At 61.7% G+C, this 14,538-nt stretch carries 13 protein-coding genes; 7 read left to right on the forward strand and 6 right to left on the reverse strand.

Annotation, left to right across the window (positions count from 1 at the left end):
• Positions 1-6 precede the first annotated feature (6 nt).
• Complete coding sequence (locus TK06_RS33200) at positions 7-1,659, forward strand: diguanylate cyclase domain-containing protein (RefSeq protein ID WP_063321628.1); 1,653 nt, start codon at positions 7-9, stop codon at positions 1,657-1,659.
• Positions 1,660-1,664: 5 nt separating this feature from the next.
• Here TK06_RS33200 and TK06_RS08055 read toward each other — a convergent pair whose 3' ends face one another.
• Positions 1,665-2,330, reverse strand: coding sequence for a LuxR C-terminal-related transcriptional regulator (locus tag TK06_RS08055; protein WP_086936601.1), 666 nt, complete (start codon positions 2,328-2,330; stop codon positions 1,665-1,667).
• On the reverse strand, positions 2,317-3,159 hold the full coding sequence (locus TK06_RS08060; protein WP_063321630.1) for a hypothetical protein: 843 nt from the start codon (positions 3,157-3,159) through the stop codon (positions 2,317-2,319). Before TK06_RS08060 ends, TK06_RS08055 begins: the two co-directional genes overlap by 14 nt.
• Before the next feature lie 103 nt (positions 3,160-3,262).
• Between TK06_RS08060 and TK06_RS08065 the strand changes: the two genes are divergently transcribed.
• Positions 3,263-3,691 (forward strand): DUF1810 domain-containing protein, encoded by a 429-nt coding sequence (locus TK06_RS08065; RefSeq protein ID WP_063321631.1) that lies wholly within the window; start codon positions 3,263-3,265, stop codon positions 3,689-3,691.
• 62 nt (positions 3,692-3,753) lie between these two features.
• Here TK06_RS08065 and TK06_RS08070 read toward each other — a convergent pair whose 3' ends face one another.
• The 4 genes from TK06_RS08070 to TK06_RS08085 all read right to left on the reverse strand — a co-directional run bounded on the left by TK06_RS08070 (position 3,754) and on the right by TK06_RS08085 (position 8,684).
• Entirely contained in the window at positions 3,754-4,254 is a 501-nt protein-coding gene (locus tag TK06_RS08070) for a GNAT family N-acetyltransferase (protein ID WP_063321632.1), read from the reverse strand.
• An 872-nt stretch (positions 4,255-5,126) separates the two neighbouring features.
• The gene (locus TK06_RS08075) at positions 5,127-6,371 is read right to left on the reverse strand and encodes a saccharopine dehydrogenase family protein (protein ID WP_063325102.1); all 1,245 of its coding nucleotides are present in this window, start codon (positions 6,369-6,371) and stop codon (positions 5,127-5,129) included.
• Positions 6,372-6,396: 25 nt separating this feature from the next.
• Positions 6,397-7,494, reverse strand: coding sequence for a carboxynorspermidine decarboxylase (locus TK06_RS08080; RefSeq protein ID WP_058545429.1), 1,098 nt, complete (start codon positions 7,492-7,494; stop codon positions 6,397-6,399).
• Positions 7,495-7,748: 254 nt separating this feature from the next.
• Complete coding sequence (locus TK06_RS08085) at positions 7,749-8,684, reverse strand: phosphatase (protein WP_063321633.1); 936 nt, start codon at positions 8,682-8,684, stop codon at positions 7,749-7,751.
• A 458-nt stretch (positions 8,685-9,142) separates the two neighbouring features.
• Here TK06_RS08085 and TK06_RS08090 point away from each other — a divergent pair, with 458 nt between their 5' ends.
• From TK06_RS08090 to phnE, 5 genes are all read left to right on the forward strand, one after another.
• The gene (locus TK06_RS08090; RefSeq protein WP_063321634.1) at positions 9,143-10,762 is read left to right on the forward strand and encodes an inorganic phosphate transporter; all 1,620 of its coding nucleotides are present in this window, start codon (positions 9,143-9,145) and stop codon (positions 10,760-10,762) included.
• A gap of 367 nt (positions 10,763-11,129) precedes the next feature.
• On the forward strand, positions 11,130-11,981 hold the full coding sequence (locus tag TK06_RS08095) for a putative selenate ABC transporter substrate-binding protein (RefSeq protein ID WP_014339226.1): 852 nt from the start codon (positions 11,130-11,132) through the stop codon (positions 11,979-11,981).
• Entirely contained in the window at positions 11,978-12,775 is a 798-nt protein-coding gene (locus tag TK06_RS08100) for a phosphonate ABC transporter ATP-binding protein (RefSeq protein WP_063321635.1), read from the forward strand. The genes TK06_RS08095 and TK06_RS08100 overlap by 4 nt, the downstream gene beginning before the upstream one ends.
• The gene (locus tag TK06_RS08105; RefSeq protein WP_063321636.1) at positions 12,769-13,596 is read left to right on the forward strand and encodes a PhnE/PtxC family ABC transporter permease; all 828 of its coding nucleotides are present in this window, start codon (positions 12,769-12,771) and stop codon (positions 13,594-13,596) included. Before TK06_RS08100 ends, TK06_RS08105 begins: the two co-directional genes overlap by 7 nt.
• A complete protein-coding gene (gene phnE, locus TK06_RS08110) occupies positions 13,593-14,360 on the forward strand; it encodes a phosphonate ABC transporter, permease protein PhnE (protein ID WP_063321637.1) in 768 nt (255 codons plus the stop codon). Before TK06_RS08105 ends, phnE begins: the two co-directional genes overlap by 4 nt.
• Positions 14,361-14,538: the final 178 nt, after the last annotated feature.

Genomic DNA, 14,538 nt, shown 5'->3' on the forward strand with positions numbered 1-14,538 from the left:
CCCGACATGTACACCTTTCTCTTCCAAAGCTTGCGGGCACGCTTCGCCATCGTGGTGGCGCTGGTCGTGCTGCTCCTCAGTTGCATCTTCGGCACCGTCATCGGCGAGTCCTCCATTTCGCGGCTCAAGGAGCAAACCGGCCTGCAACTGAGCGAATACGCCTACTCGATGATCGACCGCCTCGATCGCGACATGAGTAACCGTTCAAGAGCGCTCACGGTCCTGAGCAAGCTGGAAGCCTTGCGCAACACGGCGAACCCCGGCGAAGCACGCGCCCTGCTCGACCACCTTAGCCAGCAATTTCCGAACTACTCCTGGATCGGCCTCACCGACACCCACGGCAAAGTGGTCGCATCGACCAACGGAGTGCTCGCAGGCGCCGATATCTCGCAGCGGCCAGTCTTCGCCAATGCGCGGGAGAAGACATTTATCGGCGATGTCCATGAAGCCGTCCTGCTGGCCAAGCTGCTGCCGAATCCTTCCGGGGAAGCGATGAAATTCGTCGATATCAGCATGCCAATCAAGGACGTCGCCGGAAATCTCACGGGCGTGCTCGCGACGCATCTTTCCTGGGAATGGGCGGCGGAAGTTGGCCGATCGCTGTTCGACCCCCTGCAAAAGCGCCTGCCTGGCCTGGAGTTCCTGGTCATCAGCAAGGACGGCACCATCCTGCTGGGCCCCAAGGACATGATTGGCAAGCCCGCCGGCGTCACGCTCGATGGGCGCGGACAAAGCTGGTCGGTCGAGCGCTGGCCGGACGGTAACCTCTATCTGGCAGGTGCGGCGCAAAGTATCGGCGTCGACGATTATCCCGGCCTGGGGTGGACCGTGGTGACACGCCAGCCCGCCGAGGTCGCCTTTGCGGCATCACGTGAGATGCGCAATGAAATACTCCTCTGGGGTGGCTTGCTGTCCGTCCTCTTCGCGGTCATCGGATGGATCGTGGCCGGTATTCTCACCGGTCCGGTGAACGTCATCGCCGAGGCCGCCGCGCGCCTTTCCGAAGGTGCCGATGTAGGGATTCCATTACTCAAGGGTACGCGCGAAGTCGAAACGCTGAGTGTTGCGATCCGGCACCTTGTTGACAGCCTCACCCGCAAAAGGGGCCAGTTGGCCGTGGTCGAGGGGATCGCCTATCGCGATGTCGTCACCGGCCTGCCGAATCGGGCAGCCCTGGAAAAATACATCGAGGCGGTACGCAACGAAGTGGACGTGCAGCCTGGCTTTGGCGTGCTGTGCCTGGATCTCGACGGGTTCAAGCCCGTCAACGATCGCTTCGGCCATGCCGTGGGCGATGCATTACTGCAGGAAGTCGGTTTCCGGCTCCTGGCCGCTGTGCGCGATGGTGACATCGCCGTGCGCCACGGCGGGGATGAGTTCGTATTGCTGCTGCGCCTGCGCACGGGAGAAGCCTTGTCCAGCCTGCAGGGTGCCGCCCAGCGCATCATCGCAAGATTGGCCGAGCCGGTCGTACTGGCCGGGGAGTCGATCACGATCGGCTGCAGCATCGGCGCAACACTGTGGACCGGCGGCGAGTTTGCCGACGCGCTGGCCCAGGCCGACGAAGCACTCTACCGGGCCAAGCGTGCGGGCAAGTCCCAAGCGCAATTCCATGACGCCTCGCTAACCGAAATCTCGGATACCGGATCGACGGCCTGAGGTGCTCAGCGCAAGGTATGAAGCGCCTCGCGCCCGGCAAAGCGTGCAGCGGCCACCGCCCTGTTGGGAACGTTCAGCGCACGGATCAACGAAGAAACATGAATGCGCACGGTGAAGGGAGAGATCTCAAGCGCCGAGGCGATTTCCTTATTGGTCTTGCCTTCGGCAATCAATTGCCAGACCTCTCGCTGCCGGGACGTGAGCTTGCTCATGTCATCGTTGGAGCCAAGCGGCAGCGGGCCCGAAGGTTCGTACTTGACCAGTACTTCGCCACGGCGAATATCGCCGATGGCCTTGCCGACCTGGTCGGGAGAAAGGCTCTTGCCGACAAACCCGTCCATACCCGCTTCCATGACACGGCCGATGACATCGCCATCATCCAGGGTCGAAACCACAATCATCACGGTGTGCTTAAGTGCCTGGCGCAACTGCGCAAGCTCGCTGACGGAACCCAGGCCGGGAAGACGTATATCAAGAATCAGCGTGTCGAGAGCGTGTCCATTCGTTACGAGCGTCCGTACTTCTTCCAGGCTCCCTGCTTGATCGATCATTGCCTCAGGTATCAGGCGTTCCAGTAACAGCGTCATCCCCTCTCGAAACAGCGGATGTTCGTCTGCCACGATGATCCGGCAAATATTCCCGCCCGGGACGCGTCGTTCATCGCGTCTCATACTGCATCTTGACGACTTCACTGACTCTCTGCGCGACGCCATTGAAAGGGGGCGTGACGGATCGGATCGACTGACCACGATAAGGCCCGTCCGCGGGAAACCAGTTCTGGACAACGACGACCTGTTTCGGCTGCTCGGCCGAAACGGGGCCCGTGGAGATTTCATTGGTGAACTTGCAGGTATCGAACGTACCCAAGGCGGTCTTGATCGTTTCACGACCGTTATAAGTCAGCTTCTCGACGACATCGAACTCGATGGTCGCCCCGGCGCTCACGGCTTTGTTTTTGTAGCTGACGGTGACGGTCTGCCCGGGTTGCAGATCAATCGGTGTGGAAGCGGGAGGTTCGTAGGTGGTGGTCACCAACGATGCCCCGGCACCATGGCGATCACCGTAACGAATCAGTCGACCGTCCTTGATCTCGGCGAAAGTGGTCGTCAGAAAGAACGGCGCGTTGTTCAAGTACGACGTGTGCACCGAAGCCACCGGATTGGCGTCGGCAAATGCCTCGCGCCCCAACGTCTCGGTTTTGCCGCGACTGATGGCCGATGACAGGTTGTCACGGCTTTCATACTCCACCACTGTCCCGGCCTGAAAGTCCACTTCGTTGGTACAAGCCGCAGAAGACGTTGCACTGGCGGTCGAGGCCGACGCATCGGCGCTAAAAGCCCCCCAGCCACTGACGGCAAAGGTCGAGGCGGTGACCGCCGTTGCCAGGCATTTGCGCCAAGCCGGATTGACGTTGGACTTTCTGGCAGGTGTGCTTTTCAAAAAACAGATCCTTGTCCCGATGTGCTCGTTGCGATCGATCGAAAAACCGATAACGCTCATAGGTTATGGGACGAGTGCCGAACGGCGCTATAGCGCAAGTGTGCTATAGGCTCTGACCTTGTCTGGTCCATTATTCAGCCTTGAAACCCTATCGGAGGCTCGCATGACCGAATCACTGGAGCGTTTTATCCAGGCGCAAGCGTCTACCTATGACCATGCCTTGCTGGAACTGCGGCGTGGCCGCAAGGAAGGCCATTGGATGTGGTTCATCTTTCCGCAATTACGCGGCCTGGGTGTCAGCGAGAACGCCACTTACTATGGCCTGCGCGGCATCGACGAGGCGCGTGACTATTTGCAGCACCCGCTTCTGGGACCGCGACTCGAACGCGCGACTCGTGCCGTACTGGACTCGGGAGCCGCTTTGGAGAAACTCCTCGGGACCATCGATGCCATGAAGTTCGCCTCCTGCATGACGCTTTTTGCAGCGGCTGCGGGCGGGCAATCCGTGTATGCCCAGGCGTTGGAGGGTGGGCTGGTGGTCGACTCAAGGACACTGGATCTGCTCAAGGAGCAGGAGAGCAGGAATGTCTGATTACGAAACATGGACGCTGGCAGTACACGTGGCCCAATGGCGCTCCTGCGCGGATTAACGTTCTAGATCGACAACACAAAGCGGCCTCCGCCCTCGATTTCCTCGCCCCCCGACAGCGCTTCAGGCACGAACCCGCACCGTTCAAGGACCTTCCTTGAGCCGACGTTGCGCTCATAGACATAAGCCACCAATTGCGTAAGCTCCCAACGCACCCGTGCCGCCTCGATCAGGTGTTGCAGGGCCTGCGTTGCCAACCCTTGCCCGCAAACGCGTTGATCAATGCGATAGCCCACCTCGGCGCAACCGTGTGGTGAGTGGATGCTTTTCAGATTCGCTCGCCCGACGATTCTCCCGTTGGAATCTTCGATGACAAAAGGGTGCCAGGCACCCGCAGCAAAATCGGCCAAATAGCTTTCAATGTGATCGGTGACGCCCGCCCCTGAGTAAAAGGCTGGGTCGCGTGCGTCGATATGCGACTCGAACCATTCACGGTTGTGGATCTCGAAGGCCAGCAGCGCTTCGACGTCGGTATTCTCCAGCTCGCGAATCCTGAATGGGGTCACTGATTGCTTCTCCTGAGGCTCAAGCGCAATCGTAAGGTCGAGTGATGGCTCATGGCGAGGTTTTCTGCGTGAGCGGGCTTGTGTTGGGGGGCTGCTGCGCAGCCCAGCGGGGATAAATCCCAAGATGTCGATCGTTCCTCACGCTCCGCGTGGGAACGCCGCCAGGGACGCTCCGCGTTCCGCTTCTGCAAGGTGACGCAGAGCGTCACGGGATGCATTCCCACGCAGAGCGTGGGAACGAGCAAGTTGTGGGGCTGTGGAGGATCGTTCCTCACGCTCCGCGTGGGAACGCCGCCAGGGACGCTCCGCGTTCCGCTTCTGGCAGGTGGCGCAGAGCGTCACGGGATGCATTACCACGCAGAGCGTGGGAACGATCGGGTCGCGGAGGCCGTGGAAGATCATTCCTCACGCTCCGCGTGGGAATGCCGCCAGGGACGCTCCGCGTTCCGCTCCTGGAGGTGACGCAGAGCGTCACGGGATGCATTACCACGCAGAGCGTGGGAACGATCGGGTCGCGGAGGCCGTGGAAGATCGTTCCTCACGCTCCGCGTGGGAACGCCGCCAGGGACGCTCCGCGTTCCGCTTCTGCAAGGTGACGCAGAGCGTCACGGGATGCATTCCCACGCAGAGCGTGGGAACGAGCAAGTTGTGGGGCTGTGGAGGATCGTTCCTCACGCTCCGCGTGGGAACGCCGCCAGGGACGCTCCGCGTTCCGCTTCTGCAAGGTGACGCAGAGCGTCACGGGATGCGTGCCCACCAGAGCGTGGGAGCGATCAAAGTCATAAACGAAAAATGCTCCGTACCTTTCGATACGGAGCATTTCTTCAAGAGTTCCTATCGGGAGAGTCGGAACGGAACCTGCCTGGGGTCCTTCAGGCGTTCTGGTTCCAGGGACGGTCTCCATGCTCGTCCTTGATGCGCGTCGGCAAGCCCATCACATCCAACGCTTCAAGGAACGCCTCGGCCGGCAGCTCCTCGACGTTGACCATGCGCTGCACGTCCCACTCGCCACGGGCCACCAGCAAGGCTGCGGCCACGGGTGGCACACCTGCGGTATAGGAAATACCCTGGCTGTCGGTTTCGGCGTAGGCGTCTTCGTGGTCGGCCACGTTGTAGATGAACATCTCGCGCGGCTGGCCATCCTTGACGCCCTTGACCAGGTCGCCGATGCAGGTCTTGCCGGTGTAGCCCGGCGCCAGCGAACTCGGGTCAGGCAGCACGGCCTTGACCACTTTCAGCGGCACGACTTCCAGGCCTTCGGCGGTCTTGACCGGTTGCTCGGAGAGCAGGCCGAGGTTCCTCAGTACGGTGAACACGTTGATGTAGTGCTCGCCGAAGCTCATCCAGAAACGCACGTTGGGCACGTCGAGGTTCTTCGACAGCGAGTGCACTTCGTCGTGGCCGGTCAGGTACAGGTTCTGCGAGCCTACGACCGGCAGGTCGTCGGTGCGCTTGACCTCGAACATGGTGTTGCTGGTCCACTGGCTGTCCTGCCAGCTCCACACCTGTCCGGTAAATTCGCGGAAATTGATTTCCGGGTCGAAATTGGTGGCGAAATATTTGCCATGGGAGCCGGCATTGACGTCGAGAATATCGATCGAATCAATGCGGTCGAAATGCTGTTGCTGCGCCAGTGCCGCATAGGCATTGACCACGCCCGGGTCGAAGCCCACGCCGAGAATGGCGGTGATGTTCTTTTCCTGGCACTCCTGGAGGTGGTTCCACTCGTAGTTACCGTACCAGGGCGGCGTCTCGCAGACCTTGCCCGGTTCTTCGTGGATGGCGGTGTCCAGGTAGGCCACGCCGGTATCGATGCAGGCACGCAGCACCGACATGTTGAGAAAGGCAGAGCCGACGTTGATGACGATCTGCGACTCGGTTTCGCGAATCAGCGACTTGGTCGCTTCGACATCCAGAGCGTTCAGTGCAAAGGCCTTGATGTCGGCGGGTTGCTTGAGGCTACCCTTGGCCTTGACGCTGTCGATGATGGCCTGGCATTTGGAGATGTTGCGCGACGCGATAGCAATACGACCGAGTTCGTCGTTGTGCTGCGCGCACTTGTGGGCCACCACCTTGGCGACACCTCCTGCACCAATGATAAGTACGTTCTTCTTCAATTTCTTCATTTCTCCTTCCGCCAGCTCAAGACAGGCTGGACAGATAGTCGTCGTAAACAAACTCACGAACCACCTCGACGCTGCCGTCGAGCTGCTTCACTACGATGGACGGCATTTTCAGGCCGTTGAACCAGTTTTTCTTGACCATGGTGTAGCCCGCTGCGTCGATGAACGACAGCCGATCGCCGATGGACAGCGGACGATCGAATTGGTACTCGCCGAAAATGTCTCCGGCCAGGCAGGACTTGCCGCACACCATGTAGGTGTGTTCGCCCTCGCTCGGCGCCAGCTTGGCGTCCAGGCGATAGATCAGCAGATCGAGCATGTGCGCCTCGATGGAGCTGTCCACCACGGCCAGGTGCTTGCCGTTGTAGAGCGTGTCGAGCACGGTAACTTCCAGCGACGCACTCTGAGTGATCGCGGCCTCGCCCGGCTCCAGGTAGACCTGCACGCCATACTTCTGCGAGAAAGCCTTGAGCCGTGCGCAGAAGGCGTCCAGAGCGTAGCCCTCGCCAGTGAAGTGAATGCCGCCACCGAGGCTGACCCACTCGACCTTATGCAGCAAGTGACCAAAGCGCTCTTCGATAGTGCCCAGCATCTGGTCGAACAAACCGAAATCGCCGTTCTCGCAGTTGTTGTGGAACATGAAGCCGGAGATATGCTCGATGACTTGCTCGATTTTCACCGGATCCCATTCGCCCAAACGGCTGAAGGGGCGCGCCGGGTCGGCCAGCAGGTAATCGGAGCTGCTCACTTGCGGATTGACCCGCAGGCCGCGGACCTTGCCGGCCGACGCCTCGGTGTAGCGCTGCAACTGGCCGATGGAGTTGAAGATGATCTTGTCGCAGTTGGCGAGCATCTCCTCGATCTCATCGTCGGCCCAGGCGACGCTGTAGGCGTGGGTCTCGCCAGCGAACTTCTGCCGGCCGAGCTTGAGCTCATAGAGCGACGACGACGTGGTGCCGTCCATGTACTGCTGCATCAGGTCGAACACCGACCAGGTGGCGAAGCACTTGAGCGCCAGCAAGGCCTTGGCCCCGGACTGCTCACGCACATAGGCGATCTTCTGCATGTTCGCCAGCAGCTTTTGTTTGTCGATGAGGTAGTACGGCGTTTTGATCATTTTCGAGGCCTCCGGGCAAGGCGAGCCAAAAAAGGATGCGCATTGTGCCTTCACTGACTGCATATCGAAAGAGCGAAAAGCCCCGTTCACGCAATCACCCTGATCCAGGCCCACGCTTTGCGATCACCGGACGTACCGACTGCCCAGGCGATGAAATGCTGGATGATCTGGTAAAGAAGGGGTCGCCGAAGAGGCGTCGATGCTCGAAATTGAGCCATCGCTGATAGACGGCAATGGGTAACAACCGTCGGTGTTCAGTGCTGATGCATCAGGCCATGCAGCACGCCGAACCTCAGGCCCGGCTCGGAAGCAATCATTTGCGAGATACCGAACACCTTGAATGCCGCCAGCATGATCGCCAGGCCACCGGGCAGGATGCCCAGGCGATGGCTTTGCAAGCCGGCCAGGCTGAGCTGGTCGACATGGCCGACTTCCAGCAACCGCAGCGACAGACGCAACAACCCACCGTAGGTAATGCCGCCTTGCCCAGCATCGTTGAAACCATTGGCCTTGAGCACTTTGGCCAACATCCGCGCCGTACCGGAAGAACCGATTGCCTGCTGCCAGCCCTGGGCGCGATAACCCGCCGCGACTTGTTCAAACTGCAGGACCGCCACCCGCTCAGCCTCCAACAGCGCCTGGGCGGTGATGCTTCCGCCCCGAAAGTAACGCGCACCAAAGGTGCCACTGCCGATGGCGATGCTTTCCGTCAGCAGCGGTTGAGCGCCCTGCCCCAGAATAAGTTCGGTCGAGCCACCGCCGATGTCCACCACCAGCCGCGTGCGCTCGACACCGGGCACGGTATGGGCAACACCGGCATACACCAGCCGGGCCTCTTCATGCCCGGACAGCACGTCGATCCGAAACCCCAGGTGCCGCTCGGCACTGGCCAGGAACAACTGGGCATTCGCCGCTTCGCGCACGGCACTGGTCGCCACCGCCCGCACCCTTGCGGCTTCAAAGCCACGCAGTTTCTTGCCAAATCGGGCGAGCGCCTGCCAGCCCCGATCCAGCGCCAGCTCATCCAACGCCCCGGCCTGCAGACCCTCGGCCAATCGGACCGGCTCACGCAGGGTTTTCACTTCCTGGATCACCAGGCGTCGATTGCGCGTGACCGACTGGCCGATCATCAAGCGGAAGGCGTTAGAGCCCAAGTCAATGGCCGCGAACAGGGGGGCGTCGCCTTTCATAGCGGTGTTCCTTGCTTCATCAGCCAGCAGGCACAGGCGCTGCCGGACTTCCTACGATGGTTTGCGAAGATCCTGCCATAGCTTCGATGACACCTGGATGACACACCTTGCACGTTGCCATGCAAGCAGACGCTTGTTGGGGAAACTCCGGGCGCCCCCTGCGCGGTCGTGCGTAATCGATAAAACCCAATCGTGCCGACATCCACTTGGGAAAAACGTTTTAGCCAGGGGAAAGCGCGTGAAGCACAGATGACCGTCACCGCCATGTAACAAAATGCAACTAGCGTGGATGAAGCGGTGCGATTGCCGGCCATCGAACTGCCACAGCGGGACGACAAGAAGATGCTTGCGCAGTCCGAAGCCACCGACGCGTATCGTGCCCCGGGACTTTCACAGCCCGCCAGGGATGCCCGGCACCGAGCCTTACAACCCCACTGCTCACCGAATCGGATTTCATCATGACAAACCAGACCCTGGTCATGGACTCATCGAGTTCCATCGCCCCCAGTTCAAGACCGCAGCTCAACCGCAAACCGAGTGTAATCACCCTGGTGGTGTTTTTCGCCGTGCTGGGCTGCGGTTTGCTGTTTACCGCCTACAGCCTGATGCACGACATGAACGAACTGGGCACCGTGGTGACCACCTGGACACCGTTCCTGCTGTTGGGCGTGGCGCTGCTGATTGCCCTTGGCTTCGAATTCGTCAACGGTTTCCACGACACCGCCAACGCCGTGGCCACCGTCATTTATACCAACTCCATGGCGCCGAACTTCGCCGTGGCCTGGTCGGGCTTCTTCAACTTCCTCGGGGTGCTGCTCTCCAGCGGCGCCGTGGCCTTCGGCATCATCGCCCTGCTGCCGGTGGAGCTGATCCTGCAAGTCGGTTCCTCTGCCGGCTTCGCCATGATCTTCGCCCTGCTGATCGCCGCCATCCTGTGGAACCTGGGCACCTGGTGGCTGGGCTTGCCGGCGTCGTCGTCCCACACGCTGATCGGCTCGATCATCGGCGTGGGTGTCGCCAATGCCCTGATGCACGGGCGTGACGGCACCAGCGGTGTGGACTGGGCCCAGGCGACCAAGATTGGCTATGCGTTGCTGCTGTCGCCGCTGGTGGGTTTCGGTTGCGCTGCGTTGCTGCTGCTGGCGCTGCGGGCCTTCGTCAAGAACCGCTCGCTGTACAAGGCCCCGGAAGGCAATACTCCGCCGCCCTGGTGGATACGCGGCATGCTGATCCTGACCTGCACCGGCGTGTCATTCGCCCACGGCTCCAACGACGGTCAGAAAGGCATGGGCCTGATCATGCTGATTCTGGTCGGCACCCTGCCGATGGCGTATGCGCTGAACCGCACCATGCCGGCCGACCAGGCACTGCAATTCGCCGCCGTGGCACAAGTCACCCAGCAAGCCCTGGTCAAGCACTCGCCGCTGCCGGCCCCGGAAAATCCGCGAGCGATCCTTTCCACCTACGTGGGCAGCAAGGAGGCGACGCCGCAATTGGTTCCGGCCCTGGCTGCGATGACCGGCAGCATTGGCGCCGAGGTCAAGGGTTACGGCTCGCTGGCCAGGGTCCCCGCCGAAGCCGTGGGCAACGTGCGCAACGACATGTACCTGACCAGCGAAACCATTCGCCTGATGGACAAGAACAAGGTCGGCAACTTCGACGCCGACACCAGCGCCCAGCTGCAATTGTTCAAACAGCAGATCGACAATTCCACGCGGTTCATTCCACTGTGGGTGAAAATCGCCGTGGCCATCGCCCTCGGCCTGGGCACCATGGTCGGCTGGAAGCGCATCGTGGTGACGGTGGGTGAGAAAATCGGCAAGTCCCACCTGACCTACGCCCAAGGTGCCTCGGCCGAAACCGTCGCCATGCTGACCATCGGCGCCGCCGACATGTTCGGTTTGCCGGTGTCCACGACCCATGTGTTGTCCTCCGGCGTGGCCGGCACCATGGTCGCCAACGGCTCGGGCTTGCAGATGCGCACCATCCGCAACCTGGTGATGGCCTGGGTACTGACGCTGCCTGCTGCCATCCTCCTTTCCGGCAGCCTCTACTGGTTGTTCACCAAGCTGTTCTGACCTCTCATTCGCCGAGGCCTCACCCGACGAGGCCCCGGTTCTCCCGCCCGCCTCACCCCCCCTGTGGGAGCGAGCTTGCTCGCGATAGCGTCAACCCAGACAACCCAGAACCTGTGGCGAGGGAGCTTGCTCCCGCTCGGCTGCGCAGCAGTCGCAAAACCAGACAATGCGGTTTGCCTGTCAGCATGCTGGGGCCTGCTGCGCAGGCCAGCGGGAGCAAGCTCCCTCGCCACGGGGGAATGAGTGAGTTCAAGGCCAGAAACGGTTAATATCGCTCTCCTTCGTCTACCCTCACAGAGCGGCGTACCGCCATCCCCGTGGGCGTGATGCTTCACCATTCCTTGCCTTCATGTACCGGAGATCCTCCATGCTCAAGCGTTCCCTGGCATTGGCCGTCGGCGTTGCCCTGTCTTTTAGCAGCCTGCTGACCCAGGCCGCTGACACCTTGAAAGTCAGTGCGATTCCCGATGAGGCCCCGACCGAGCTGCTGCGCAAGTTCAAGCCGCTGGGTGCCTATCTGGAACAGCAAACCGGCATGAAAGTCGAGTTCGTACCCGTCAGCGACTACCCCGCCGTGGTCGAAGCGCTGGCCACCGACCGCATCGACATGGCCTGGCTGGGCGGCTTCACCTTCGTGCAGGCACGCCTGAAAACCGGCAATGCCATTCCCCTGGTACAGCGCGAACAGGACGCCCAGTTCACCAGTAAATTCATCACCGCCGATCCGGCCGTCAAATCCCTCGCCGACCTCAAGGGCAAGACCTTTGCCTTCGGTTCGGTGTCGTCGACGTCCGGTAGCCTAATGCCGCGCTATTTCATGCTCAAGGACGGCATCAAGCCTGAAAGCTACTTCAGTCGCGTGGGCTACTCGGGCGCCCATGACGCCACCGTCGCCTGGGTCCAGGCCGGCAAGGTGGACGCTGGCGTGCTGAACGCCAGTGTCTGGGAAAAACTGGTCGCTGCCGGCAAGGTCGACACGACCAAGGTCAAGGTCTTCGCCACCACCCCTGCCTACTTCGACTACAACTGGACGGTGCGCGGTACCCTCGACCCAGCGTTGGCGGCCAAGATAAAGGCAGCCTTCCTGGCACTCGATCCGGCCAACCCGAAGGACAAGGAAATCCTCGATCTGCAAGCCGCCAGTCGCTTCATCGAAACCAAGCCTGAGAACTACAAGGGCATCGAGGAAGCCGCACGCGCCGCCGAACTGCTCAAATGACCCTGCAACTGACCCAGGTCAGCGTTACCCATGCCAACGGCGTCCAGGCGCTGCGGGGCATTGACCTGCACATCGGCGCCGGTGAGCAGGTCGCCATCATCGGTCCATCGGGCGCGGGCAAGTCGAGCCTGCTCAACCTGCTGGCCACCGCCCTGCGCCCGGGTAACGGCGAGCTGCAGTTGCTCGGCGAACGCGCCTGGCAGTTGTCTGCACGCCAGCGTCAACGCCTGCGCGCACGCATCGGCCTGATCCACCAATCGCCCCCTCTGCCGCCGCGCCAACGTGTGGTGACGGCGGTCCTGGCCGGAAAGCTCGGCCAGTGGGGCGTCGGCAAAAGCCTGTTGAACCTGTTGCACCCGCTGGATATTCCAGGTGCCAGGGCGGCATTGGCCCAGTTGGACCTGGGCGACAAACTGTTCGCCCAATGCCAGCAGCTGTCCGGCGGCCAACTGCAACGCGTGGGCATTGCCCGGGTGTTGTACCAGGCGCCAGAGGTGCTGCTGGCCGACGAACCGGTTTCGGCCATGGACCCGGTATTGGCCGAGCACACGCTTTCGGTGCTTTGCCGCCACGCCCGGGAACACAACGTCACCCTGGTCGCCAGCCTGCATGCGGTGGAGCTGGCCTTGGCGCACTTTTCCCGGGTCATCGGCCTGCGGGACGGGCAGATCCTGTTCGACCTGCCAACCGAGGCGGTCGACCGTCCGTTGCTCGACACGCTCTACGCCAACGAACAGCTACAGTCTTCGCCAACACCCCCCTCTTCCTTGAGCGTGCAGATCCCCCGATGCTGACACGCGATACCCGAGACCCCGCCACCCGCCCGCGCCTGCTGCTCAGTCTGCTGGCCCTCGTGTTGCTGTGGCCGGGCATCCAATTCAGCGAACTGGACCTCGGCGTGCTGCTCAAGAGCGACAGCCAGAGCGAAATGGGCCGGTTCGTAGCAGCGTTCTGGCCGCCCGCCCATGGCGACGAATTTGTCGAACTGCTGTGGCAGGCCACCTTGCAGACGCTGGCGATCGCCACGGCCGGCATGGCCTTGGCGCTGCTGTTGGCGGTGCCCGCGAGCCTGCTGGCCAGCCGCGCCTTGTCGCTGTCGGCGGCCTCCCGTGCCGGGCACCCGGGGTATTGGGGCCAACTGCTGCGCTGGCCTGTGCGCGGCCTGCTGATCTTCCTGCGCAGCGTCCCGGAAATCGTCTGGGCCTTGCTCTTCGTCCGTGCTGTCGGCCTCGGTCCCACGGCCGGCGTACTGGCGATCGCCATTACCTACAGCGGCATGCTGGGCAAGGTCTACGCGGAAATCTACGAGTCGGTCGACCAGCGTCCGGCCCATGCGCTCTTGCAATCTGGCAGCAGCCGGCTCGCCGCTTTCAGCTACGGGATCCTGCCCAATGTCGCGGCGGAACTGTTGTCGTACACGGTGTATCGCTGGGAATGCGCCATCCGCGCCTCGGTAGTGATGGGCTTCGTCGGTGCCGGAGGGCTGGGCCAGCAAATGGACCTGTCACTGCGAATGTTCGCCGGCGGTGAAGTCGCCAGCCTGCTGCTGACGTTCCTGGTGCTGGTGCTGCTCGCCGATCAACTCAGCCGCCTGCTGCGCTGGAGGTTGGCATGAATCGCCTGATCAACGCGGTCATTGTCCTGGGCATCGTTGCGGCAGTCATTGCCTCGTTCGTCTACCTGGGCATCGACTTGGGCGAACTCAGCGACAGCGGCAACCTGCACCAGATGGGCGCTTATGCGCAGCGCTTTCTCAGCCCGGACCTGAGCCTGGGCCACCTGAAAGCCATCGGTCACGGTGCCTTGGAAACCCTGGCCATGTCCGCCCTCGGCACCCTGCTCGCGGCGGTGTTCGGCCTGCTATTGGCCCTGCCTGCGGCCGGGCGCTTCGGCTGGCCCCTGCAGAGTGCTTCGCGGCTGGTGCTCAATGCCTTGCGCGCGGTTCCGGAACTGGTGTGGGCGGCGCTGATGGTCCTGGCCGCCGGGCTCGGCCCCAATGCCGGCACCCTGGCCTTGGCCCTGCACACCACCGGCGTGCTCGGCCGGCTGTTCGCCGAAGCCCTGGAAAATACCCCTTCGGAACCTGCCGACGCCATCCGCCTGCAAGGTGGCAATGCGGTATTGGCGTTCTGCTACGGCACACTGCCCAACCTCTTGCCCCAGCTACTGGCGTATGTCCTGTACCGCTGGGAAAACAATATCCGCATGGCCAGCGTGCTCGGCTTCGTCGGTGCCGGGGGCCTGGGGCAAATGCTCTACGTCAGCCTCAGCCTGTTCCAGGAGGCCCAAGGCAGTACGGTGATTCTGGCGATGCTGTTGCTGGTTCTGGCGGTCGATACGTTGAGCGGTTGGAGTCGCCAGCGTTGGGTAAAGGCTTGATGGCTGTGCACAACGACGAATATGGAATTGGTCATAAAGACCAAGAATCAGGTCTTTATGACCACGACGCATCCGAGTCAAAATAACCCAACAAACACCAACCCATTGACTGGCAAGGCATTATTAATTGGCACACTTCCTGATCAGGTCTTCTGCCCCTTTTGGCGAACCTAGGAAG

It is taken from the genome of Pseudomonas fluorescens, assembly GCF_001623525.1.
Taxonomy (GTDB): domain Bacteria; phylum Pseudomonadota; class Gammaproteobacteria; order Pseudomonadales; family Pseudomonadaceae; genus Aquipseudomonas; species Aquipseudomonas fluorescens_Q.

Coding starts and splice junctions, on each gene's coding strand:
- TK06_RS08080 (WP_058545429.1), bottom strand. CDS start 7,494: ATGATCAAAACGCCGTACTACCTCATCGACAAACAAAAGCTGCTGGCG.
- TK06_RS08105 (WP_063321636.1), top strand. CDS start 12,769: ATGCTGACACGCGATACCCGAGACCCCGCCACCCGCCCGCGCCTGCTG.
- TK06_RS08085 (WP_063321633.1), bottom strand. CDS start 8,684: ATGAAAGGCGACGCCCCCCTGTTCGCGGCCATTGACTTGGGCTCTAAC.
- TK06_RS08065 (WP_063321631.1), top strand. CDS start 3,263: ATGACCGAATCACTGGAGCGTTTTATCCAGGCGCAAGCGTCTACCTAT.
- phnE (WP_063321637.1), top strand. CDS start 13,593: ATGAATCGCCTGATCAACGCGGTCATTGTCCTGGGCATCGTTGCGGCA.
- TK06_RS08055 (WP_086936601.1), bottom strand. CDS start 2,330: ATGAGACGCGATGAACGACGCGTCCCGGGCGGGAATATTTGCCGGATC.
- TK06_RS08060 (WP_063321630.1), bottom strand. CDS start 3,159: ATGAGCGTTATCGGTTTTTCGATCGATCGCAACGAGCACATCGGGACA.
- TK06_RS08090 (WP_063321634.1), top strand. CDS start 9,143: ATGACAAACCAGACCCTGGTCATGGACTCATCGAGTTCCATCGCCCCC.
- TK06_RS08095 (WP_014339226.1), top strand. CDS start 11,130: ATGCTCAAGCGTTCCCTGGCATTGGCCGTCGGCGTTGCCCTGTCTTTT.
- TK06_RS08100 (WP_063321635.1), top strand. CDS start 11,978: ATGACCCTGCAACTGACCCAGGTCAGCGTTACCCATGCCAACGGCGTC.
- TK06_RS33200 (WP_063321628.1), top strand. CDS start 7: ATGTACACCTTTCTCTTCCAAAGCTTGCGGGCACGCTTCGCCATCGTG.